The organism is Streptomyces caniferus (assembly GCF_009811555.1).
In the GTDB taxonomy this organism is placed as follows: Bacteria; Actinomycetota; Actinomycetes; order Streptomycetales; family Streptomycetaceae; genus Streptomyces; species Streptomyces caniferus.
Map to the genome: position 1 here is coordinate 1,115,400 of NZ_BLIN01000002.1, position 23,480 is coordinate 1,138,879.

The window sequence follows — 23,480 nt, forward strand, 5'->3', positions numbered from 1 at the left end:
TCCCCGACCGCCCCGCCCCCCTGGGCCGATCTCGTGAGCGCCGCGCTCCTGGGGACCGAGCGGCGGACGCCGCCGGGGGCGGTGCGGTCCGGGCAGGGCGCCGCGGCCGCACTGCTGGACGCGGCCGCGGTGAGCACGGTGCGCCGGCGCGCCGCACTGCGCCCCGCACCGGCCGGAGAGCGGCCCGCCCCGGCCCCCGCCGACCCGCGGCCCCCGTTGCCGCCCGCCGCGCGCCGCCGGCTGTCCCTGCTGCTCGCCGACCGCGGCGGCTCCGGCGGCGGCAGCCGTCGCGGCACGGCCCCCGACCTCACCGAGCTGCTCCCCCAGTGGCTGGCCGCCGCCGGTGAGTACGGCTACCGCGCCCCGGAGGCCCTGCTGCCCGCGCTGCTCGACGCCGCCCGTGCCCGTACGGACCTGCGGCCCGCCGCGCTGGCGCTGGCGGGGCCGCGCGCCCTGTGGCTGTCCCGGCTCAACGCCGAGTGGAAGTTCGCGCTCCGGGGGATCGGCGGCCCGGCCGAACTCTCCGGTGGCGACGCCCCCGACGGCATACGACGCCGGTGGGAGGAGGGCCTGTTCGCCGAGCGGGTCGCCCTGCTGACCGCGCTGCGCCGCCAGGACCCGCCGGCCGGCCTGGCACTGCTGGCCACGACCTGGCCCACGGAGCGGGCCGAGGACCGTCTGATGTTCCTCGACTCGCTACGCGAGGGCCTCTCGGCGGACGATGAGCCCTTCCTCGAACAGGCGCTGTCCGACCGCAGCCGCAATGTCCGCGCCACGGCCGCCGAGCTGCTCTCCACGCTGCCCGGGTCCGCCCTCGCGGCCCGGATGGCGCAGCGTGCGCACACCTGCGTCGGCCCGGACCGTACGGCCGGCGTGCCGGCGATCGCCGTGGAGGCGCCGCACGAGTGCGATGCGGGGATGCAGCGGGACGGGGTCGCGCCCAAGCCGCCCTCCGGACGGGGCGAACGGTCCTGGTGGCTGGGCCAGTTGGTGGAGGCGACGCCGCTGGACGGATGGCACGCCCGGTTCGGGGGCCGCGACGCGGCGGCGATCGTCGCACTGCCGGTGGGCGACGACTGGCGGACGGAACTGCACGACGCCTGGTGCCGTGCCGCCGTGCGCCAGCACCACGCCGACTGGGCACGGGCGCTCCTGGGTGCGCCGGGCGCTCCGTCCCAGGCGGCCGAGGTCGCGCCGGCCGGTTCGTCGCGGGACCTGACGAAGCTGCTGACCGTGCTGCCCGATGCCGAACGAGCCCGGTGGGTGGCGGAGTTCATCGCGGCACACGGCCTGTCGGAGGCCTTCCGGATGCTCGGCGTGTGCGCGGTCCCCTGGGCCGAGCCGCTGGGCGGGGCCGTCGTCGACGCACTGGACATCGCCCGGGACGCGGGCAGCTACCCATGGAGCTTCAGCGGGGTGATGGGCCTGGCCGAACGCTGCCTGGACCCGGCCGCGGCGGACCGCCTCGACATGCTCACCGCCGTCACGGACGAACCCGAAGGCGCCTCACCGGGCTCCGGCGGCTACTGGTCCGAGGCCTTCCAGCGCCTGGTCGGCACCCTCCGCCTGCGCGCCACCATGCAGGCGGAACTCGCCCCGCCGTCCACCGGCCACGACGGCGCGGGCGACCGCGGCCCGCTCGGTCCGGCCGACCCCGCCACGAGCACCGATGCCGGTGCCCATGCCGACGCCGACCCGGGCACCGGCCTCACCAACAGCCCCCCGCCCGGCAATCCCGGCCGGGCCACACGACAGCCCCTGGCCCCATGACGCTGCGCCTCATGAGCGGACCCGCCCGTGCCCCGGCCGTCCTCGCTGCCGTGCCGTCCCGTGTCTCAGACCGCCAGCGAGCGCACGTTCGCGTTGACCCACTCCACGATCGAGGCCGTCGTCGCACCCGGCGTGAAGATCTCCGCGACCCCCTGCGCCTTGAGCGGGGGGATGTCGGCCTCGGGGATGATGCCGCCGCCGAAGACCTTGATATCCGCCGCGTCGCGCTCCTCCAAGAGGGCGATGACCTTCGCGAAGAGGGTGTTGTGCGCGCCGGAGAGGATGGACAGCCCGATCGCGTCGGCGTCCTCCTGGATCGCGGTGTCGACGATCTGCTCCGGGGTCTGGTGCAGCCCGGTGTAGATCACCTCCATACCGGCGTCGCGCAGCGCCCGCGCGATGACCTTGGCGCCCCGGTCGTGCCCGTCCAGGCCCGGCTTGGCCACGACCACACGGATCGGCCCCGACCTGCCCGCCGCGCCCTGGCTCCCCGCTTGCGCTCCGTCATGCCGAGCCACACTCATCACTGCCTCCAAGCCATGCACGGCACTGTGGTGCCGCCGAGCCGACAATCGATCGCGCGACCGCGATCCGGCGGCCACGAGCGTGAACGAACGTTATCGCCAGCATCCCGTACCCAGCCGTTTCGTGACATCCGGGGAGGGGGAAATCACACATGGGACACGTTCGCTACGCGCCGTGTTCCGCGTGTCGTGCCGCCATGGCCGGGCGGATCCGTACGCGCGGGGCGGGCGCTCGGGGAGTCGCAGCCGGGCCACCGCGCCGCCGGGCGCGCATCAGGGCGGGTACGCCGCATGCTCGCCGTCGCTGCGCATGGCTTCCCACGAGGGCATACGGGGGTCGAAGCCGCCTTCCACGTGCCGTTCGGGAGGTCGGCCATGCAGGCCCTGCCCTTTCTCTCCGCACCCCTTCTGTTCTCGCGCCTCTTCGCCGAGCCGCTCCAGCGCGCCCGCCGGCTCCCCACCCGCGCCTCTTCGCTGCTCCTGCGCAGCACGGTCGTGGAGCTGGCGGTGCTCGCCGGCCATCTCCTCCTCTACCCGACCGGCATCTCCCAGGAACGACCCGCGCCAGGAGCCGCACCGCACCCCGTGGCCGGCCCCTCGGACGAGGACACGGCATCGCGGGCCGTGCCGTCCGCCCCCGGTGTGCCGTCGATGCTGCCGACCGAGGGCCGGGCCCATCCGCCGGTCCTCCTGCTCCACGGCTTCATCGACAACCGCTCGGTCTTCCTGCTGCTGCGCCGCTCGCTGCACCGGCACGGCTGGCGGCACATCGAGGCGCTCAACTACTCCCCGCTGACCTGTGATCTCCGCAAGGCGGCCGAGCTGCTGAGCCGGCACGTGGAGGAGGTCTGCGCGCGGACCGGTCATCGCCGGGTGGACATCGTGGGCCACAGCCTGGGCGGGCTCATCGCCCGCTATTACGTCCAGCGGCTCGGCGGCGACACCCGCGTCCGTACGGTGATCACGCTCGGAACCCCGCACTCCGGCACCGCCGTCGCGCCCCTGATGTCGGCCCACCCGATCGTCCGCCAGATGCGCCCCGATTCCGAGGTGATTGCGGAGTTGTCGCTTCCTGCGCCTCATTGCCGGACGCACTTTGTCGCTTTCTGGAGCGAGGAGGACCGGGTGATGGTTCCCGCCACGACGGCCAGAATCAATCACCCGGATTTGCGTGCGTTCAATGTGCATGTCGCCGGTGTCGGACATCTCGCGCTACCGGTCAACGGCACCGTCGCCGCCGGCATACGCGACGCGCTGGCCTCGGCGGATACGGCGGAAGGAGCCGCGGACGTCATATCGGTGGCCTGACTCCGATACGGCGACGAGGGCCCCGAACCGGTCCCGCACGACGCCGAATCGGCACCGCAGGACCGACCTGATCTTGACGTGTTGTCGAACAAACGTCGAACGGGGTGCCAAGAGCTCGCATGGGGACTGCCGAAAGGCGGCCAAATGCCCGGTCTCGCCGAGCCCAAAACCTGTTGAAGATTGTCGCCGCCGCGTACCGCCGGGTACAGTCGCCGCTAATTCTCCTGCTGCCGAGGCGAAAGAGAAGTTGGTGAACGACCGTCACCCATCGGGGGCCCCGCTCCCGACCGGATCTGCTTCCGACGCCTCGTATGCGCATTATCCGGCCTACGACTCCTACGGGCAGCAGCAATCCTCGTCCGGCACCGCCGAATACGGCGACGGCGACCCCCTCTTCGGCTCGCTCCCCGGCTCGTACGAGACCGGTATGTACGACACCGGCACCTATGACGCCGGTATGTACGACACCGGGACGCACAGCACCGGCGCCTATGGCACGAGCGCCTACGGCACGGGCACCTTCCACACCGGTGCCCATGACACGGGTGCGTATGCCACGGGCGACGGCTATGACACCGGCGCCTACGACACCGGCGGCTACGCCTCGGCGCAGTGGGACACCGGCGGCTACGAGACCGGTGCCTACGACAGCGGCGCCTGGGCCACCACCGATTCGCAGGCGGCCGCCGCGGGCTACGACCCCTACGCCCACACCGCGTACGAGCCCCCGGCGCAGGACGCGACCGCCTACGCGGCCGGGTACGGGACAACGGGCTCGTACGAGACGACCGCCCACGAAGCCACTGCCTACGGGCACGGCGGGTACGAAACCGGGAGCTACCCCACCGGCACGTACGACACCGGGAGTTACGCCACCGTCGGGTACGACACCGCGGGCGCCTTCGACACCGGCGGCCAGCAGGCCACCGCGCTCCAGGAGACCGCGAGCCATGAGGCCACGGCGATCTGGTCGACCACGGACCGGAACCTGATCGCCGGCATCCCGGCCCAGGCCGGCCCGCCCCCGAACGACACCGTCCAGTGGGACACCACCGCCTGGGGCGAAACCCCGCACTCCGACACCGGCCAGTTCGACACCGGCCAGTTCGACACCGGTCAGCTCCACGTCGGTCAGCTCGACACCGATCCGTTCGACACCGACGTCTTCGAGGCCGGCCGGCCCGGGACCGACGACGGATCCCCGGACGAGGGCCGCCTCTTCGAGCACGCCGCCGACCCCGTCGACACCGGCGACGCCGCCGCCGTGGCGGACGCCATGACACAGGCCATGCCGATCACGGCCCCGGCCCCCGCCGGACGGCGGGGGCCGGACGCCGGGAAGGCCGTCCGCGGCCGAGGCCGCAAGCGCCCGGTGAAGCGGTCGGCACTGCTGACCGTCGCCGTCCCCTCCGTCGCCGCCATGGGCGTGTGCGCCGTGGCCGCCGCGTCCGTCACCGGCTTCACCGGGGACGACAAGGGCGAGGCGACCGCCCAGGCCGCGCCCGACCCGGGAGCCGTCAAACCGTCCGCGGCCAACAACAAGCTCGACACCCAGCTCGCCGGACTCAGCGCCAGCGCCGACGACTTCCGCGACCGGGCCAGCCGCACCCAGGAGCGGATCGACCTCAAGGAGCGCCAGGCGCTGGAGCGCAAGCGCAAGGCGGAGGAGGCGGCCCGCAAGGAGGCCGCCCGCCCCAAGTTCGTCCTGCCGGTCACCCAGCACGGGCTGAGCGCCACCTTCGGCCAGGCCGGTGTGAACTGGATGTCCGTGCACACCGGCATTGACTTCCCGGTCAGCTACGGCACCCCGGTCATGTCCGCCACCGACGGCACCATCCGCACCCAGTGGAACTCCGCCTACGGGAACATGGCGATCGTGACGGCGCCCGACGGCACCGAGACGTGGTACTGCCATCTGAGCAGCACCAAGATCCGGTCCGGGTCGGTCAAGGCCGGGGACCAGATCGCCTATTCGGGCAACTCCGGCAACTCCACGGGACCGCATCTGCACTTCGAGGTGCGCCCCGGCGGCGGCGCTGCGGTCGACCCGCAGCCCTGGCTGCGCGACCACGGCCTCAACCCGAACTGACCGCCGTCCCGCCGGGTGACGGGTCCCGTCACCCGGCCCGCGCGGCCGTTACAGCTTCTGCACCGGCGCATACCGCAGCAGCAGCCGCTTCGGCTTCTCGCCGCCGAAGTCGATCGTCGCCTCGGCGTTGTCGCCGCTGCCCTTGACGCCGACGACCGTGCCGAGCCCGAAGCTGTCGTGGGTGACCCGGTCGCCGATGACCAGGGAGACCACCGGCCGGTCACTGGTGCGACGGGTCGCGAAGCCGCTCGGGCCCTTGGCGCGCGACGACGACAGCGTGGAAGCGAATCCGCCGCCCTTGCCGCCCCCCGACATGCCGCCCATCGACGCGGACGGCGTCGCCGGGCCCGTGCGCTTCCACTCCACGTAGTCGACCGGGATCTCCTCCAGGAACCGGGAGGGCGGGTTGTACGAGGGCTGGCCCCAGGCGCTGCGCATCGTCGAGCGGGTGACGTAGAGCCGCTCACGGGCGCGGGTGATGCCGACATAGGCGAGCCGGCGCTCCTCCTCCAGCTCCTTGGTCTGGCCCAGCGAGCGCATGTGCGGGAAGACGCCGTCCTCCAGGCCGGTCAGGAAGACGACCGGGAACTCCAGACCCTTGGCGGTGTGCAGCGTCATGAGGGTGATCACGCCGCTGCCCTCCTCGTCCTCGTCCGGGATCTGGTCGGAGTCGGCGACCAGCGCGACCTGCTCCAGGAAGTCGGAGAGCGTGCCCGGATTCTCCTCGCCGCGGTCCTGCTCGAACTCCAGGGCCACGGCGGCGAGTTCCTGGAGGTTCTCGATCCGGGTCTCGTCCTGCGGGTCGGTGGAGGCCTGGAGTTCGGCGAGGTAGCCCGTACGCTCCAGGACCGCTTCCAGGATCGTGGCCGGGCTGGCACCGGACTCGACGATGGTGCGCAGCTCCTCCATGAGGACGTTGAAGCGCTTGACGGCGTTGGCCGAGCGGGCCGCCATGCCGTACGCCTCGTCGACCCGGCGCAGCGCCTGCGGGAAGGTGATCTTCTCGCGCAGCGACAGGGCATCGATCATCGCCTCGGCGCGGTCGCCGATGCCGCGCTTGGGGACGTTCAGGATGCGGCGGAGCGGGACGGTGTCCTCGGGGTTGGCGAGCACCCGGAGGTAGGCGAGGACGTCGCGGACCTCCTTGCGCTCGTAGAAGCGCACCCCGCCGACGACCTTGTAGGGCAGCCCGACCCGGATGAAGATCTCTTCGAAGACACGGGACTGGGCGTTGGTGCGGTAGAAGACGGCGACGTCGCCGGCCTTGGCGCCGCCGGCGTCCGTCAGCCGGTCGATCTCGTCGGCGACGAACTGCGCCTCGTCGTGCTCGGTGTCGGCGACATAGCCGGTGATCTTGGGGCCCGCGCCGGCGTCCGTCCAGAGGTTCTTCGGGCGGCGGTTCTCGTTGCGCTCGATGACGGCGTTGGCGGCGGACAGGATCGTCTGCGAGGAGCGGTAGTTCTGCTCCAGCAGGATCGTCGTCGCCTCCGGGTAGTCCTCCTCGAACTGGAGGATGTTGCGGATCGTGGCGCCGCGGAAGGCGTAGATCGACTGGTCGGCGTCACCGACGACGCACAGCTCGGCGGCGGGCATCTCGTCGGTACCGGGGCCGACCAGCTCGCGGACGAGGGTGTACTGGGCGTGGTTGGTGTCCTGGTACTCGTCGACGAGGACGTGGCGGAAGCGGCGGCGGTAGTGCTCGGAGACGTCCGGGAAGGCCTGGAGCAGATTGACCGTCGTCATGATGATGTCGTCGAAGTCCAGGGCGTTGGCCTCACGCAGCCGGGCCTGGTACATCGCATACGCCTCGGCGAGCGTCTTCTCGAACCCGTCGGCCGCGGTCCCGGCGAAGGTCTCCTCGTCGATGAGCTCGTTCTTGAGGTTGGAGATCTTCGCGCTGAAGGACTTGGGCGGGTAGCGCTTGGGGTCCAGGTCCAGATCGCGGCAGACCAGGGCCATCAGGCGCTTCGAATCGGCGGCGTCGTAGATCGAGAAGGAGGAGGTGAAGCCCAGCTTCTTGGACTCGCGGCGCAGGATGCGGACGCAGGCGCTGTGGAAGGTGGAGACCCACATGGCGTTCGCGCGCGGGCCGACGAGCTCCTCGACGCGCTCCTTCATCTCGCCCGCGGCCTTGTTCGTGAACGTGATCGCGAGTATCTGGCCGGGGTGGACATGGCGCTCGGCCAGCAGATGGGCGATGCGGTGGGTGAGCACCCGGGTCTTGCCGGAGCCGGCGCCGGCGACGATCAGCAGCGGGCCGCCCGTGTGCACCACGGCGGCCTTCTGCTCGTCGTTGAGCCCCTCCAGCAGCGCCGCCGGGTCGAGGGCGGGGCGGGCGGCGCCGTCGCGGTAGTACGCCTCTCTGGGCACGGGCGCGTCGAACCTCCCGCCGAAGAGGTCGGCGGGGATCTCCTCCGGGGCCGGACCGTGCTGGTCCTCGGGAGGAGGGGGTCCCCCCGCGTCGTTCAGACGTGGGGGAGGGTGCTCCTCCTCGCCCTTGTGGCCGAGGTCCGCCAGGAAGCTGTCGTCAAAGAGGCTGCTCATCGCCCACCGAGTCTAGGCCGCCGCACTGACAGCCCGCCGCGGAGTTGCCCATTGGCGACCGCTTCCGGGGCGAGCCGTGGCACCGCGGCAGGTCAGGCGGCCGGAACGACCGCAAACCGATCGGCGGCTCGTCTACCCGAATCCGACATCTGCCACAACAACCCCCGCATCGCGTTCAGGTCACGAAAAGGTTTCGGGCATATCGAACATCAGCCTTCACAGGAGCCACACGAGTTGGCTAACGTCCTCGCTCAGGCAGCCCGCATCCCCGTGGACGACAGCGTCCGCACGGGTCGCCGCGCCGAGTCCGGCCCTGCCATGAGGCACCCGGAGCCGGGGACCCACCAGCACCACCGGGGTGAATCGATCCGTACGGCCGTCACAGGCGGACGTCGGACCGTAGGGCAAGCCTTCCGTCATCGACACCGCCCGAACCCGACAGCTAACCCGGTAGGCGGTCCACGGAAGGAGTCGCCGGCCTTGGCGTCGCATCGCAAGCCGCGCACCAGCATTCTCACCTCACCCGGAGGCCGACGGACGGCAGTCGGGCTCACCACCGCCGCCCTCGCCTCGGCCACGCTGCTCTCGCAGTCCGCCGACGCGGCCCCCCGGGCGCCCAAGCCCACCATCGAAGAGGTCAAGCAGAAGGTCGACGGCCTCTACCACCAGGCCGAGGTGGCCACCCAGAAGTACAACGCCGCCAAGGAGCACGCCGACACCCAGCGCCACACCGTCGACGGGCTGCTGGACGCCGCCGCCAAGCGGGCCGAGAAGATGAACGAGTCCCGGCGTCGGCTGGGCACCTTCGCCTCGGCGCAGTACCGCACAGGCGGCATGAACCCGACGGCGCAGCTGATGCTCGCCAAGGACCCGCAGCAGTTCTTCGACCGCAGCCACCTCATGGAGCGGCTGACCGGCCGGCAGAAGGAAGCCGTCTCCGACTACCAGGAGCAGCAGGCGGCGGCCGCCCGGCAGCGGGCGGAGGCGACCCACAGCCTGGAGCGGCTGCAGACCTCACAGGCCTCCCTCAAGGAGTCCAAGCGGTCCGTCCAGGAAAAGCTGGCCGAGGCCAGGCAGCTGCTGTCCCAGCTGACCGCCCAGGAGAAGGCGCGGCTGGCGGAGCTGGAGCGCAAGAAGGAAGCGGCGGCCAAGCGCAGGGCCGAGGAGCAGGCGCGCCAGCAGCAGGAGCGCGAGCGCCGGCAGCAGCACGACGGGGGCGGTTCGGCCGGCGGGCAGACCGGGGGCGGCGCCGACACCGGCGGTTCGGCCGGCGGTTCGTCCTCCACCCAGGCCGAGAAGGCGCTCGCCTTCGCCCGCGCCCAGATGGGCAAGCCGTACGTCTGGGGCGCCACCGGCCCCAGCTCCTACGACTGCTCGGGACTGACCCAGGCCGCGTGGAAGGCCGCCGGCGTCAGTCTGCCGCGGACCACCTGGGACCAGGTCAAGGTCGGCCAGCGGGTCGCCACCAAGGACCTCAGGCCCGGTGACCTGGTCTTCTTCTACGACGACATCAGCCATGTCGGCATGTACATAGGCGGCGGCAAGATGATCCACGCCCCGCACCCGGGCGCCAACGTCCGGGAGGAGTCGATCTACTACATGCCGATCTACGGGAGCGTCCGCCCGGGCTGAGGCCCGGCCCGCGCCCGCACCGAACCACCCCCCACACGCCACCGCGCGGCCGTCGCCCTCCGCCGAGGAGTGCGATGACCGCGCGGTGTGCCGTGGAGGGACCTTGCCGTGGGCGCCCGGAGCCCTGTTCCCGGCGCCCGCCGCCGCGCTCAGGTCCAGAGCACGGCGATGAAGATGTTGGCCACCGTCAGCGCACCGACCGCGCCGAAGAGCGGCTTGGCGACCTTCTCCTCGTCCCGCTGGACGTAGACCAGCGCCAGGATGACCACCAGCACGGCCATCTTGATGCCGAGCTTGACGGTGTTGAGGCTGTGACCCTCGGCCTGGTTGAGGCCGACCAGCACGATGCCGGTGACCAGCATCGTCAGCGCGCCGTGCAGCATCGCCGGCACGAAGCGGGCGGTGCCCGCGCTCATCGCCTTCATCTGGGTGAGGAAGCCGCCCAGCAGCGAGGCGATGCCGATGATGTGCAGGGCGACGAAGAGATTGATTACTACGTCCATAGTGTCGGATCGTAGCCGCCGCATAGCACGGCGCTTCGGGCAGGGCGCCCACAATCGCCGCTTCGGTCAGGCCGGGCCCGGTCCCGGCCGGGTGGCCGCGGCGCCACGGTCACCCGCGCACCGACCACGGTCGAAAGCGAACAATCCCGGGCAAGCGCACTCATCGCCGCGACCCACAGGCTTAGCGTCCTCCTCCAGGCGGTCGACTCCCCGCCCTCGCCGGCCTCCCACCGGCGTCCTGTCGGCCGCCCCGCCGAGAGGTGCGGCGGCGGTCCGTTCCCTCGTTACGGACCGCCGCCGGGCCCACGGCTCGAAGGGAAGGAAGTGACGGCCACCGTGGCCTCGCACCGCAAGCCCCGGCAGCATCCGCTCGCCGCGCTCACCGGCGGCTCACGCAGCGCACGCACCGCCCGTACGGCCGCCACCCTGGCCCTGGCCGGCGCGGCCACCGCCACCGGCTTCGACGGCACCGGCCAGGCCGCGCCCCAGCTCACCCCCGCCCAGGTCAAGGAGCGGGTCCACGCGCTGTACCAGGAGGCAGAGGTGGCCACGCAGAGCTACGACGGCGCGAAGGAAGCCGCCGACACCGCACGCGAGGAGCTGAGCCGCCTGCAGGACGAGGCCGCCCGCAGGACCACGGAACTGAACGCCGCCCGCTCCGAGCTGGGCACCATGGCCGCGAGCCAGTACCGCTCCGGCGGCGTCGACCCGACCGTACGGCTGCTGCTGTCCGCGGACCCGCAGCGCTATCTGGACGGTGCCGCAGTCCTGGAGCGTGCGGACAGCCACCAGGCGACCGCGGTGGCCGGCTATGCGCGCCGGCTCGGCAGCGTACGGCAGGTCCAGCAGCGCGCCGAGGACACCGCACACCGGCTGGCGGAGACCGAGGCGGCGCTGAAGAAGCACCGCGTCACCATCGTCCACAAGCTGGGCGCCGCCGAGCAGTTGCTGAACCGCCTGACCGCGGAGCAGCGGCAGCGGATGGCGGGCCGAAGCGGCGCGCACGGCGCCGGCGAGCGCCGCGCGGACCGCGGAACGGGGCGCGGGGACGGCCTCCCCGACGGGGCCCGCACCGGCGCGGGAGCCGCCGCGGCGGCGGCGCAGGCCCCCGACTCCCGTGCCGCGCGGGCCGTCGCCTTCGCCTACGCCGCCCTCGGCAAGCCGTACGTCTGGGGCGCGACGGGCCCCTCCGCGTACGACTGCTCGGGGCTGACCCAGGCCGCCTGGAGGTCGGGCGGGGTGTCGCTGCCCCGTACGACCTACACCCAGATCAGCTCGGGACCGCGTATCGACAGGTCCCGACTCGCCCCCGGTGACCTGGTGTTCTTCTACTCCGGCATCAGCCATGTGGGGATCTACATCGGGGACGGCAAGATGATCCACGCGCCGCACCCGGGGGCGCCGGTACGGATCGCGCCGATCGACCAGATGCCGTTCGCGGCGGCGACCCGGCCTGCCTAGCTGCCGCGCCGGTCGCTCAGGCCCTGAGGCTCAGCCCTGAGCTGGGTCCCCAGCCACTGGAAGACCTGGGGCACCTGCTGCTTCCACACCGCCGTGGTGTGGCCGCCGGCGCCCGAGATCTGCTGGACGTTCACCGTCGTCGGGAACCGCGCCAGCTGCCGCAGGCCGAGACCGGCCTGGTAGCCGTCGCCCGCCGCGCCCGTCACGTACAGGGCCGTGCGCGGCGGCCGCCCCGTCGCGTTGGCGGACTTCAGGATGTGCATCGGGTTGGACTCGATGCGCAGCTTGGGGTCCTTGCCGGCCAGGGAGTCGCGTTCGAGGGCCGGGTCGTTGTAGCCGGACAGGGAGACCGCGGCGCGGTAGCGGTCCGGGTGGGACAGGGCGAGCTTGGTGGCGCAGTGGGCGCCCGCCGAGTAGCCGGCCAGGGCCCAGGCGTCCGGCTTGTCGCCCGCCCGGAAGTTGTCGACGATCATCTTGCGGACGTCGACGGTCAGCCAGCTGTCGGCGTTGACCTTCCCGGGGAGGTTGACGCAGCCGGTGTCCGCGCCGGGCAGGAGGTTGGTACGCGGCGCCACCAGGATGACCGGCCTGATCTGGCCGCGCTGCATCAGCGGCTGGAGCTGCTCGGCCACCCGCAGCGACCCCATCCAGGACTTCGCCGACCCCGGGTAGCCGGGCAGCAGCTCGACCACCGGGAACCTCTTGTTCCGGTAGGCCGGGTCGTTGTACTGCGGCGGCAGCCATACGTACACCTCGCCCGCCACGCCCGAGATCCGGCCCCTGAGGTCGGTCATCTGGACGCCCGGGCCCACCTGGGGGTCGTCGGCCGGGCGGAAACGCTGGAGCTGCTTGGGCTCGTTCTTGATCTGCTGCCCGCCCATGCCGTCGGGGCCGAGGTCCCGGGCCGCCTCGACATGGCTGCCGGTGCCGAGCAGGTCGTCCCAGGTGTCGTAGAGATTATTGGCGTTGTTGACCAGAACGAAGACCACGGTGATGGCCGTGACCTGGGCGAACAGCAGCATCAGCAGCCGGGCGAGGCTGCGCAGCAGGGGCGGCCCGGCTATTCGGCCCCACAGGGCGAGCGGCAGGACGAAGGCAACGATCAACAGCGTGACCGAGGTGAGGAAGAAGGGCGTGCCCGTCAGGCTCATCGGGATCTCGCTTCCAGGACAAACTACGCGAAGGACGTGGGGATGGTTCCGGCCCCGCCTCCGGCAGTGAGCCTCTCCGCGCCCTTAGATGGTGATCCGCGTGGTCCTGGTTGCCCGTCTTCAGCCGTTCTTTACGTTCCGCCCCGCGGCGGCCGTGTCATCCGGCCGCCGAACGGCGTGTGCAGGTCAGACCAGTCGCCGGGCGGCGGCCCAGCGGGTCAGCTCATGGCGGTTGGAGAGCTGGAGCTTGCGCAGCACCGCGGAGACGTGGGATTCCACGGTCTTCACGGAGATGAACAGCTGCTTGGCGATTTCCTTGTACGCATAGCCGCGGGCGATCAGCCGCAGGACCTCGCGCTCGCGCTGGGTGAGGCGGTCGAGGTCCTCGTCGACCGGCGGGGCGTCCGTCGAGGCGAAGGCGTCCAGAACGAAGCCGGCCAGCCGCGGGGAGAACACCGCATCGCCGTCGGACACCCGGAAGACCGCGTCCACCAGGTCCGTGCCGGTGATGGTCTTGGTGACATAGCCGCGGGCGCCGCCGCGGATGACCCCGATGACGTCCTCGGCCGCATCGGAGACGGAGAGCGCCAGGAAGCGGACCGGGCGCTCCGCGTCGCCCATCATCGCGGCGCTGCGGCGCAGCACTTCGACCCCGCCGCCCCCGGGGAGGTGGACGTCCAGCAGGACGACCTCGGGGCGGGTGGCCGTGATGACCGTGAGCGCCTGGTCGACGTCGGCCGCCTCGCCGACCACCTCGACGCCGGTGCGCTCCGTCTCGCCGATCTCGGCCTGGACGCCCGTACGGAACATCCGGTGGTCGTCGACCAGCACGACCCGTACGGTCCGGCCCTCGGCCGCGCCGCCGGCCCTGCCCTGCTGTGCGCCCTCGCTGCTCATGTCTTCCGCCCGTCCCTCGATGTCTGCCCCGCCATCATCGCGTGCTCCGGCCCGCGGTGTCGCCACCGGCTGCCGCCCGTCCGGCCCGGTCATGCGCCGCTCTCCGTCGCCGGGCGCTGCATCTCCAGCTCGACGACCGTGCCCCCCTCGGGGGCGGAACGCAGCCGGGCCGTGCCGCCGTTGCGCTCCATCCGGCCGATGATGGACTCCCGTACGCCCATCCGGTCCTCGGGGACCGCGTCCAGGTCGAACCCGGGGCCGCGGTCGCGCACCGAGACGAAGACCGTACGACCCTCGACCTCGGCGTAGACCTGCACCGCGCCGCCCTCGCCACCGTACTTGGCGGCGTTGACCATCGCCTCGCGTGCGGCCTGTATCTGGGCGCCCAGCGCCTCGTCCAGCGGGCAGTCGCCGACGATCACGACTTCGATGGGGACGCCGTGGTGGTCCTCCACCTCGGCAGCGGACGCGCGGACCGCCTCCGCCAGGGTGGCCGGTTCCTCGTCCTCCTCCTTGCCGCGGCCCTCGGGCTTGTAGAGCCAGGCGCGCAACTCCCGTTCCTGGGCGCGGGCCAGCCGCGCCACCTCCCTGGGTTCCTCGGCGTTGCGCTGGATCAGGGTGAGGGTGTGCAGCACGGAGTCATGGACATGGGCGGCCACTTCGGCGCGTTCCTGGGCGCGGATGCGCATCAGCCGTTCCTCGGAGAGGTCCTGGGTGATCCGCACGAGATAGGGGCCCGCCAGCAGCGCGATGCCGACGACGACCGCGAGCGAGGCCTGCAGCACCGAGCCGAGATGGCGCACCGACCCCTGCAGCACGACGATGCCGGTCACCCCGACGCCGACCAGCAGCACACCGGCCGCGCCCCGCAGCATCGGCAGCACGCCCTTGCGGCGGCCGAGCTCCAGCCATTGCGCACGGCGGGAGTCGTCGGCCTGGCGCCACACCAGGGCGACACCGGCGCCGATCAGCAGCACCGGCCAGACATAGCCCTTGGCCTGGCCCAGCTGGAAGCGGGAGGCGATGATCGCGGCGCCGATGAGCAGCGCGATCAGCGCGAAGACCTGGCCCTTGTCGGGCTTGTGCCGCCGCAGCAGCCGCTTCCCGCCGGCCATGGCGGGGTGGCGGTGGTCCACGCCGCCGACACCCAGGGGAACGAAGAACCAGAAAGCGGCGTACAGCAGCGCGCCCATGCCGTCGGCCAGGAAGAGGGCGACGAACACGATCCGCACCCAGGAGACCGGCAGCCCGAGATGCCCCGCCAGGCCGCGCGCGACACCACCGAGCAGCCGCCCGTCGGCGCTGCGGTACAGCTTGCGCACGGGCGGTTCGTCGGGGTCCGGTGCCGGGGCGTAGTGCGACTCGGCGCGGGGCGGAGCGGTGGTCATGTCCCCGATCGTCACACGACGCGGGGGCCCGGGACATCAGGGTCGACCCTGAGGCCGTCCCTGACGTTTCGGGGTCCGGCCCGGGACGGGCCGGAGGCGACCGCTCCGCGACGGCGCGCGGCGGCTTCCCGCCGCTCCCGCCCGCGGCTCCGCCCGCCGCCTCAGCTCTGCGGGCCGGTCCTGCGGAAGCCGTCCTTGATCACCGAGAAGACCTTCTCGTATTTCGCCCAGTCGGCGTCCGGCGCGGAGACGTAGAGCGCGTATTCCTTGCCGCCCTCACGACCGAACCCGAGGTCGATCCCCCGGAATTTGCGGGCCCGTCCAGTGAAGTTGAACTCCCAGATCGCGGCGGGATCGCCCTGGAAGATCGTCGGCTGCAGCCGCAGCCGCGTGTAGACGGGGTAGATCTTCTTGAACTCCACCTCGACGTCCTTGAAGTGCTGCACCTGATCGGGCGAGGAGAAGTCCAGAACGCTCAGGGTCAGCTGGGCGCGCTCGGTGTCCGTCGCCTCGCTGGCCCCCGAGGCGTAGATGATCTGCCGGCCGCCGTCCCTGACGATGCGCCTCCACCCCTCGGGTACCGGGATATTCACGCCGAGCGCGGACTCCTTTGCCGTCCGGTAGCCGTCGGGGAGGGGCGGCGGCGGTCCGATGCTGTGGGCCGGGACGCTGGGAACGCCCGTGTCGCCCTTGTCGGAGGTCGTCTGGGGGACGGCGGAGGCGCTGCGGTGCATCAGGTACCAGGCCGAACCCGCACCGCCACCGGCGAACAGCACCCCGGCGACACTCCAGACCACGACCCGGGCAGCACGCCGCCTGCGGGGGGCCTTGCCGCCGGACAGCGCTTCGGTACGGCCCCTGTCGGCCCGCCCGCCACCGGCCCCGTCCTGGAGAGACATGGGTCCGGTCACGGCACCACCGATGTCCGCACCCGTGCCGGTGCCCGTGCCACTGCCCGTACCCGTGCCGGTGCTCGCAAACGCCCCGGCACCGGTCCCGGTGCCCGTCCCGGTACGGTCCGGCGCGGCTGCCGTCCCGCCCGCCTGCGGCACCGCACACGTCGGCGCCTCGGCCTGCCCGTTCGTGTCGGTCGATGCCGGGTCGCCGCGTCCGACCGTGCCCAGCGCCAGCGTCGGCCGGCCGAGCTGCGCCGTCTCCGCCTCGGCCTCGGCGGCCCGCAGCGCCTGCTCGACGACCTCGGCCGTCGGGCGCTCGGCCGGCTCCTTGGCGAGCAGCGCCTCGATCAGCGGGCTCAGCGACCCGGCGTTGCGCGGCGCCTCCAGCGGGTCCATGGCGATCGCGTACGCCGTCTCGACCGCGGTGTCCTTCCGGAACGGGGGCCGCCCCTCCACCGCTTGATAGAGCGTCGCGCCCAGCGCCCACAGGTCGGAGGCGGGACCCGGGCTGCCGCTCCTGACCCGCTCGGGCGCCAAGTAGTCGATGGAGCCGACCAGCTCGCCCGTCTTGGTGAGCGTGGAGGTACCGGTGGCGACCGCGATGCCGAAGTCGGTGAGCACGACCCGGCCGTCCTCACCGAGCAGCACGTTGCCCGGCTTGACGTCACGGTGCAGCACACCGGCGGAGTGTGCGGCACGCAGCGCCGCCACCATGCCGCGCCCGATCCGGGCGGCCTCGCGCGGCGTGACCGAACTGTCCTGCCGCGCGGCTTCCTTGATGAGATCCCCGAGCGTCGTCGAGGGGACGTACTCCATGACGATGCACGGCATCCCGGCGTCGTCCACGACGTCGTGCACCCCCACCACATTGGGGTGGTTGATGCGCGCCGCGGCCTGCGCCTCACGGGTGGTGCGCTCATAGCGCCTCGCCAGTTCGTCCGCATCGAGATACGGCGCCACATGCAAACGCTTGACCGCGACCTGACGCCCGAGGACTTCGTCCCGGGCCCGCCAGACGGTGCCCATACCGCCCTGGCCTATCCGCTCAACCAGGCGATATCGCCCGGCGACCAGTCGCCCCTCGTCCACCGACGCCGCCTCCGTCACCGCACGCCCCTCCGGAAACCCGTACGTATCCAGGGCGCAACGATAGTCGCCCGCGCCGGTGGAAGGCCCTCCCCCCACCGCCCGTCGGCACGTGTGTTCCGGGCGGGGCAGAAGGGAGCGAGGCATATGCGAACGCACGAGGGGTTTCGGGACCCCCCTGGGGCATATCGGGGGTGTCGTCGGAAAATCTCAGGGATCTGCCAGGGTTTCCACGGATGCCCCTCCGCCGCCACCCAGGTCACCATGGGTCCATGAACGAAGCAGCCCCCGTCGAGGAGTCGGCGCCCTCCGGCCCCACCCCGCCGCATGCCCCGCTGCGCCGCAGCCGGCGGCACAAGGTGATCGGCGGCGTGTGCGGCGGGCTGGGCCGCCAGTGGGATCTCGACCCGGTGATCTTCCGGATCGTGCTCGCCGTGCTCTCCGTCGGCGGTCTCGGCCTCATCGCCTACGGCTTCGCCTGGCTGCTCATCCCGCTCGACGGCCAGGAAGAGAACGAGGGCCGCAGGCTGCTCTCCGGCCGTGTCGAAGGCTCCGCGCTGACGGCCCTGCTCTTCGCGCTGGTCGGCTGCGGACTGTTCCTGACGACCCTCGCCAAGGGCAGCATGATGTCGTTCGCCATCATGCTGACGCTGACGGCGGCCGGTTCCGCTTACTGGTCGCGGCGGCGCAGGGAGGTCGAGACCAAGGGCCCGGAGTCGGTGGACGCCGCCACCGCCCAGGCCGTCGCCGACGCACCGCCCGAGACCACGGCGCCCCCGGTGCCGACCAGCCCCTCCTGGTGGCGCAACCAGCGCTCCAAGGAGGCGGGCGGTCCGGGCTATCTGTGGGGACCCGACAACACCCCGCTCCCGCTGGACATCACCTACCGCCCCGAACACGGCGCGCCGACGGCAACCGGCCGGTCTCGCACCTGCTCCGACGCCGGCGGCCCGCCCGGCCCGCCCCCGTACGGCACTCCCCCGGCCGGAGTGCCGCGCCCAACTCGCCGCAGCGGCCGTCCGATCGGCGGCTGGACGTTCCTGCTCGCGCTGCTCGTCGGCGCCGCCACCGCCCTCACCGTGTTCCGCCACGACGGCTTCGCCCCCTCCCTCCAGGCAGGGCTGGCAGGTGCGTTGGCCGTCTTCGGCCTGGGCCTCGTACTCAGCGCCTGGTTCGGACGGACGGGCGGCGGCACGGTGTTCATGGTGGTGCTGACGGCCGTTCTGCTGGCGGCCGCGACGGCGCTGCCCGACAACCTCAGCACCGACTGGCGGAAGCACACCTGGGCCCCCACCACCCTCGCCGCCGTCCGGCCGCATTACGAGATCGGCTCGGGGGAAGGGACGCTGGACCTCGCCGCCCTGCCCCTCAAGGGCGGCCGTACGGTCCACACCAGCGCGGAAGTCGGCTTCGGCCGCCTCCAGGTGACGCTGCCGCACGGTGTCACCACCCGCCTCCACATCTCGCTCGGCCTCGGCGACATCCAGCTGCCGGGCGAATCGCCGCACGACGTGGACCTCTCGGCGGGAGGCGAGAAGACCATCACGCTGCCCGCCGACGGCCTCAAGAAGGGCGAGAAGCCGCGCGGCTCACTGGAACTCGACCTCGACATCGGTGCGGGTCAGGTCGCCGTCGAGCGCGCGACACCGGCCTCCGCCCCGGACGCACCCACCCCGCCGACACCCGCCCGGCCGACCGCCCCGACCCCTGAGGGAGCCCCCGAGTGAAGCGCCATCGCTTCGAACCGGCCCGCCTGATCGCGGGCCTCACCGCCCTCACCGTCGGCACGGGCTACGGTCTCGACGCCGTCGGCCTCTGGCAGGCACCCGGCCTCTGGCTCTTCCTCGCCCTGCCCGCCGGCCTGTTCCTCGCGGGCCTCACCGCCGCCGTCCGGGCCATGACCCGCCGCGACACCCAGCCCACCGAGCCACCACCCCTGACGCAGCCCTGAAGCACCCCTGACGCACCCCTGAGACACCTCCAGCCCGACGAGGCGCCACGCGGCGAGCCTCCGAGGCGGACGCCGCGCCCCCGGACGCTCCGACACCACACCCGGAACCCGGACGTCCGGACCGCACGCCCGGCCCCTCCGACCGCCCCTCCGACCGCCCCTGGAGACTCCGACCGACCCCGAAGGTCCCCTCCTCGCACCCGGGAGCCTCCAAAAGAACCGGCCTAGCCGAACAGCTGCGTCCCGTGCCGCCTGCGGCGGTGCGCCCAGGCCGCGTCCAGGGAGAACATCGGCGTGCCGGCCAGTACGAGCGGAACCCAGGCCATCAGATAGGCGAGGTCGTTGCCGTAGTAGTACGGCGTGGTCGCCCAGCTCACGGTGATCCACAGCATCAGCGAGATCAGCGCACCGCCCAGGGCCGCCAGCCGCCCCAGCAGACCCACGAGAGTCCCGAGGCCCACCGCCAGCTCGCCGGCCGCGATGGCATAGCCGAAGACCACCGGATTCTGCTGTGCGAGGTCCACGAGCTGCGGCAGCGCCGCCGCGTCATGGACCTGGCGCAGCATTTCCCCGAGCGACCCGGCGCCACTGGCCGCCAAGAACGCCGGATTCGTCAACTTGTCGATGCCCGCATAGAGGAACGTGGCCCCCAGGAACAGCCGCAACGGGAGCAGCGCATGGCGCGCCAGCTGCCCGCGCAACCCGGCGCCGGAGCCCTCAACGGCCACCCCTCCCAATTCGGCACCGATCGTGCGATTCGCGTGAACCATGACGTCCGCCTCTCCGTTGCCTCCGGGCGCAGACGATTGTGCCCCCGCCCGCGCCCCCTGGGGAGATACGTACGCACGTGCGCGAGAGGTTCAACGGACCGACGCACTTCGGGCCGTCGCGGCACACATATTCGTCACACGGCGACGGCCGGACGGCGCCGGGGCACCCACCGCCCCACGCCCTTGCCCGCCGCGCCCCTCGTCCCGCCCGCCGCGCCCGGCTCGCCCCGCTCCCGCTGCCCCTCAGTCCAGGACGTCGACGGGGTAGCCGTTCGACTCCACACCCGCCGCCGTGATCACCCGGACCGTCACCCGGCCCGGCTCGACGTCGACCGGCACCGGCACGGTCAGCACCCCGTCCGTCGGATTGGCGAAGCCGCCGGCCACCGGAACCAGCGGAACGGGTACATGGACATCGCCGATCCGCACGACGGTCCGGGCGAGCCGGTCGGGCGTCCCGGCGCCCGGCGGGACGAAGCCGGCGCCGCGGATCTCGATGTCGTCGCCGGTACGGACCGGCGCGGCGAGATCGCCCAGCTCCCGGGAGCGGACCACCGAGAGGATCACCGGCCGCCCGCCCGCCACCGCCTTCCCCCACAGATACGTCGCCCCGGAGAGCGCAAGGAGCACCACCAGGCCCCAGGGCAGCTGCGGCACTTCCTCCGGCCGCCCGGCCAGCCGCACCAGGGCGCACACCAGCACGGCCGCGTTCACCAGGACGTACTGCACGTCCAGGAGGCTGCCCCGCCCCGCGTCGTCCGCCAGCAGGTCGGCGGCCCGCGGCCGCTCGGCGGGAACCTTCTGCAACCGCCCCGACCGCACCCGCGTGGCCACCAGCCCGTACGCCAGCACGGCCACCCCGCACCCGACGGCAAGCACCGCCAACAGGGTTCCGGACCGCACGAGTTCCAGCCCCCGGAGCAGCGCGCTCCGCTTCTCCGGTACGGCGGTCGTCGCCAGCTGCACGACCGTCGTCAGCACGACGTACAGCACCGTGGCCGCCCAGCCCGCCGCCACCGTCCGTGAGGTGGACAGCCGCCCGTCCTCGCCGATCAGCGGCGCCAGCGCCCCGCCGTGCGCACGGTGCCACCAGGCCGCCGCCGTCAGCCCCAGCGCGAGCACGACGGCCGCGACCAGCCCCGCCGTCCGGGTCGCCGTCCAGCCGCCGCCGATGGCGGTCAGTGCCTGCCCGACCAGCAGGGCGATCACCGCGCCCCAGACGACCAGCAGGGTGCGCCACCGTACGGACGTCAGCCAGGCGTTGCCCTCGGCGGCGCCCCGCTTGGCCACCTCCCGGGCGGAGAGCGTCAGTTCGTCGGAGACCCACTGCCGGGCCGCACCGGCGGAACGGGCTAGCCCGGCCGGCACCCCGTGCCCGGCGGCGAAGTCCTCGCGCAGCGCTATGAACGCGGCGACCGCCTGCCGGTGTCCCGCACGGGCGCCGTGCGGGCACCGTCCGCACCGGCATTCGCCGCCGGGGGCGCGCTCCGCACCGTCCCCGGGTTCGCCCGCTCCGGCCATCCTGCCCGCCGCCTCAACCGACACGTCCGTTACCGCCCCGCCGCCGCTCGCCGCCAACTTGTTGGGTACAAAGGCGAATTGTGCCCCAGATGGCCGGGTCGGACATCAAACATCCAGTTGGTGGCGGGTGGCGGGCGCATCGGCGCGTTGACGTACGAGAAGCGGTGGCCACAGCCGTCGCACGCGCCCCAGCGGATTCGTACCGATGCACGGAGGATTCCGCACACCTGAGCGGTTGCCGACGACGCAGCCCCGGCGCTTCCCCTATTCGGGCGAACCGGGGCACGGCGACGCCTGAGCCGTCCGCGGGCTGCGCAAGCTCTCGCCGTGCGCCAAATACACCGAATTCCCGGACCGCACAGCCGCGTTGATCTGGACGGACCACATGAACCACATGCACCACGTGCACCACATGACTCACACGCCCCGGCCCGAACACCACCCCGGCCCCCCACCTGCCGGCACCGCACCCGGCCCCGGACCAGGCGCCGGTCCCGCCCCCCGCATCCCCTCCGCGACATCCGCCGCCTGGGGGCCGGGCTGCTGGCCGCCGCTTTCCTGCTCCTGACCGGGGCCGCCGCGCTGCTCGTCACCGCGCCGCCGGCGACCGCCCGGGACCGGTTCCCCCGCACGCCCGCCGGCGACAACTGCGCCTATGCGGGCACCGCGCCCCCCGTGGACGTACCGACCGGCTTCCCCATGCCCCGCCACTGGCACTTCCCCTGCACCGGAACCAAGCCACCGCCCACGCCCTCCCGCGCACCGGCGCCTCCCCCGCGGAGCCCGAAACCCGCGCCACCTCCGCCGCCCGCCCCCAGACCCCGGCCGACACCACCGCCCCCACCGCCACCGCCGCCGCCCCCGTCCCCCGCTCCCCGCGTCCGCCCCGCGGCCCCGCCGCCCGCGCCGAAGCCCAAGCCGAAACCGTCCGTCCGCCGCCCGGCGTCACCTCCGCCCGTCCTGCCCCACAGCTATGCGCCGGTCTCCCACAAACCGCGCGCCGGGCGCTCCGTGGTGACCACGACCTTGTTGATCACCGCCCCGGCCGTGCTGGCCGCCGCCGCCCTCCGCCCCCGTTCGAGCTCCTCGTCCGGTTCCGCCGGGCGCCGTTCCTCGTAGGAGATCTCCATGTCCCAATGGCTGGTGCTGACTCTCGCCATGGCCGTCGCCTGTGGCGTCGTCCTGACCATCACCGTCCTCAAGGAGCGCCGGATCAGTGAGGACGACGACCCGACCGAAACACCCGATGTGATCGAGTATCTGACGATGATGGTGGGGGTGGTCTACGCGATCGTGCTGGGCCTGGCCATCGCCGGTGTATGGGAGGCCAGGAGCGCGGCCGAGGACACCGTACGGACCGAGGCCCAGGCGCTGCACGAGGTCAGCGCGCGGGCACGGGCCTACCCCGCGCCGGTACGGGACCGCATCCGCTCGGACGTCGATGCGTATGTGTCCTACGTCGTGCACAAGGAATGGCCGGTCATGGCCGAGAAGGGGGAACTGACCGGGCACGGCTCCGAACTGCTGACGAAGGTCCGGGCGGACGTCACCGACTACCGCCCGCGCAACGACTACGAGGGGCAGTCCTACCAGCCCCTCGTCGACCAGGTCGCGGTGGCCGACGGCGCCCGCTCCGCCCGTGCGGACGCGGCCGATTCGACGCTGCCGGGCGTGGTGTGGTTCGGGCTGATCATCGGTGGCGCCATTTCGGTCGGCGTCATGTTCACCCTGCAGATCCGGCGCTCGGGGCGCGAGTTGCTGATGGCCGGACTCTTCAGCGCGCTGATCGCCTTCCTGCTGTTCCTCGTCTGGGACTTCGACGCCCCCTTCAGCCGGGGCATCGCCGCCACCGCCTCGCCGTTCCTGGACCTGTTCCCGCATTCGTGAAACGGGGCCGGGCCCCGGAAGGCGATCGTCCGCCTGCCGGGGCCCGGCCCATCCGCCGGAGACCGCCCGCGCCGCCGGGGGCGCGGTGGCCCTCCGCGGGTT

The 23,480-nt window shown here is 72.6% G+C and carries 18 protein-coding genes and 1 riboswitch; of the genes, 8 read left to right on the forward strand and 10 right to left on the reverse strand.

Annotated features, from left to right (window positions below; all coding sequences use genetic code 11):
• Positions 1-33: 33 nt before the first annotated feature.
• Positions 34-1,770: a DUF5691 domain-containing protein gene (locus tag Scani_RS06775; protein WP_308686555.1), complete on the forward strand. Its 1,737-nt coding sequence runs from the start codon at positions 34-36 to the stop codon at positions 1,768-1,770.
• Positions 1,771-1,835: 65 nt separating this feature from the next.
• Here Scani_RS06775 and Scani_RS06780 read toward each other — a convergent pair whose 3' ends face one another.
• The gene (locus tag Scani_RS06780; RefSeq protein ID WP_159470957.1) at positions 1,836-2,294 is read right to left on the reverse strand and encodes a cobalamin B12-binding domain-containing protein; all 459 of its coding nucleotides are present in this window, start codon (positions 2,292-2,294) and stop codon (positions 1,836-1,838) included.
• Between the two features lie 375 nt (positions 2,295-2,669).
• On the opposite strand from Scani_RS06780, the gene Scani_RS06785 reads away from it, so the two are divergent.
• Together Scani_RS06785 and Scani_RS06790 are read left to right on the forward strand one after the other, a co-directional pair.
• Positions 2,670-3,602: an esterase/lipase family protein gene (locus Scani_RS06785; protein ID WP_159470959.1), complete on the forward strand. Its 933-nt coding sequence runs from the start codon at positions 2,670-2,672 to the stop codon at positions 3,600-3,602.
• A 250-nt stretch (positions 3,603-3,852) separates the two neighbouring features.
• On the forward strand, positions 3,853-5,691 hold the full coding sequence (locus Scani_RS06790; RefSeq protein ID WP_159470961.1) for a M23 family metallopeptidase: 1,839 nt from the start codon (positions 3,853-3,855) through the stop codon (positions 5,689-5,691).
• 48 nt (positions 5,692-5,739) lie between these two features.
• Here Scani_RS06790 and pcrA read toward each other — a convergent pair whose 3' ends face one another.
• Positions 5,740-8,235 carry a DNA helicase PcrA gene (pcrA, locus tag Scani_RS06795; protein ID WP_159470962.1) on the reverse strand — a complete coding sequence of 832 codons (2,496 nt, stop codon included), beginning with the start codon at positions 8,233-8,235 and terminating at the stop codon, positions 5,740-5,742.
• A 289-nt stretch (positions 8,236-8,524) separates the two neighbouring features.
• Positions 8,525-8,707: riboswitch (cyclic di-AMP (ydaO/yuaA leader) on the forward strand.
• 8 nt (positions 8,708-8,715) lie between these two features.
• Between pcrA and Scani_RS06800 the strand changes: the two genes are divergently transcribed.
• Entirely contained in the window at positions 8,716-9,867 is a 1,152-nt protein-coding gene (locus Scani_RS06800; protein ID WP_159470964.1) for a C40 family peptidase, read from the forward strand.
• Positions 9,868-10,016: 149 nt separating this feature from the next.
• Here Scani_RS06800 and Scani_RS06805 read toward each other — a convergent pair whose 3' ends face one another.
• A complete protein-coding gene (locus tag Scani_RS06805) occupies positions 10,017-10,370 on the reverse strand; it encodes a hypothetical protein (protein ID WP_159470966.1) in 354 nt (117 codons plus the stop codon).
• Between the two features lie 324 nt (positions 10,371-10,694).
• Here Scani_RS06805 and Scani_RS06810 point away from each other — a divergent pair, with 324 nt between their 5' ends.
• The gene (locus tag Scani_RS06810) at positions 10,695-11,831 is read left to right on the forward strand and encodes a C40 family peptidase (RefSeq protein ID WP_159470968.1); all 1,137 of its coding nucleotides are present in this window, start codon (positions 10,695-10,697) and stop codon (positions 11,829-11,831) included.
• On the opposite strand, the gene Scani_RS06815 is transcribed toward Scani_RS06810, so the two are convergent.
• The 4 genes from Scani_RS06815 to Scani_RS06830 form a co-directional block, all read right to left on the reverse strand.
• On the reverse strand, positions 11,828-12,982 hold the full coding sequence (locus tag Scani_RS06815) for an alpha/beta hydrolase (RefSeq protein WP_159470970.1): 1,155 nt from the start codon (positions 12,980-12,982) through the stop codon (positions 11,828-11,830). The genes Scani_RS06810 and Scani_RS06815 overlap by 4 nt on opposite strands.
• Before the next feature lie 186 nt (positions 12,983-13,168).
• Positions 13,169-13,879, reverse strand: a complete 711-nt coding sequence (locus tag Scani_RS06820) for a LuxR C-terminal-related transcriptional regulator (protein WP_159470972.1) — start codon at positions 13,877-13,879, stop codon at positions 13,169-13,171.
• 89 nt (positions 13,880-13,968) lie between these two features.
• A complete protein-coding gene (locus Scani_RS06825; protein WP_159470974.1) occupies positions 13,969-15,267 on the reverse strand; it encodes an ATP-binding protein in 1,299 nt (432 codons plus the stop codon).
• Between the two features lie 161 nt (positions 15,268-15,428).
• A complete protein-coding gene (locus tag Scani_RS06830; protein ID WP_281391874.1) occupies positions 15,429-17,270 on the reverse strand; it encodes a serine/threonine-protein kinase in 1,842 nt (613 codons plus the stop codon).
• Positions 17,271-17,521: 251 nt separating this feature from the next.
• Between Scani_RS06830 and Scani_RS06835 the strand changes: the two genes are divergently transcribed.
• The gene (locus Scani_RS06835; RefSeq protein ID WP_159470978.1) at positions 17,522-18,976 is read left to right on the forward strand and encodes a PspC domain-containing protein; all 1,455 of its coding nucleotides are present in this window, start codon (positions 17,522-17,524) and stop codon (positions 18,974-18,976) included.
• The gene (locus Scani_RS06840) at positions 18,973-19,200 is read left to right on the forward strand and encodes a hypothetical protein (protein WP_159470980.1); all 228 of its coding nucleotides are present in this window, start codon (positions 18,973-18,975) and stop codon (positions 19,198-19,200) included. Before Scani_RS06835 ends, Scani_RS06840 begins: the two co-directional genes overlap by 4 nt.
• Positions 19,201-19,424: 224 nt before the next feature.
• Here Scani_RS06840 and Scani_RS06845 read toward each other — a convergent pair whose 3' ends face one another.
• The 3 genes from Scani_RS06845 to Scani_RS06855 form a co-directional block, all read right to left on the reverse strand.
• Complete coding sequence (locus tag Scani_RS06845; protein ID WP_159470982.1) at positions 19,425-19,970, reverse strand: TQO small subunit DoxD; 546 nt, start codon at positions 19,968-19,970, stop codon at positions 19,425-19,427.
• A gap of 243 nt (positions 19,971-20,213) precedes the next feature.
• Positions 20,214-21,491, reverse strand: a complete 1,278-nt coding sequence (locus tag Scani_RS06850; protein ID WP_159470984.1) for a hypothetical protein — start codon at positions 21,489-21,491, stop codon at positions 20,214-20,216.
• Between the two features lie 971 nt (positions 21,492-22,462).
• Positions 22,463-22,621: a hypothetical protein gene (locus tag Scani_RS06855; protein ID WP_159470986.1), complete on the reverse strand. Its 159-nt coding sequence runs from the start codon at positions 22,619-22,621 to the stop codon at positions 22,463-22,465.
• Between Scani_RS06855 and Scani_RS06860 the strand changes: the two genes are divergently transcribed.
• Positions 22,620-23,378, forward strand: a complete 759-nt coding sequence (locus tag Scani_RS06860) for a bestrophin-like domain (protein WP_159470988.1) — start codon at positions 22,620-22,622, stop codon at positions 23,376-23,378. The two genes, Scani_RS06855 and Scani_RS06860, sit on opposite strands and share 2 nt — an antisense overlap.
• Positions 23,379-23,480 lie beyond the last annotated feature (102 nt).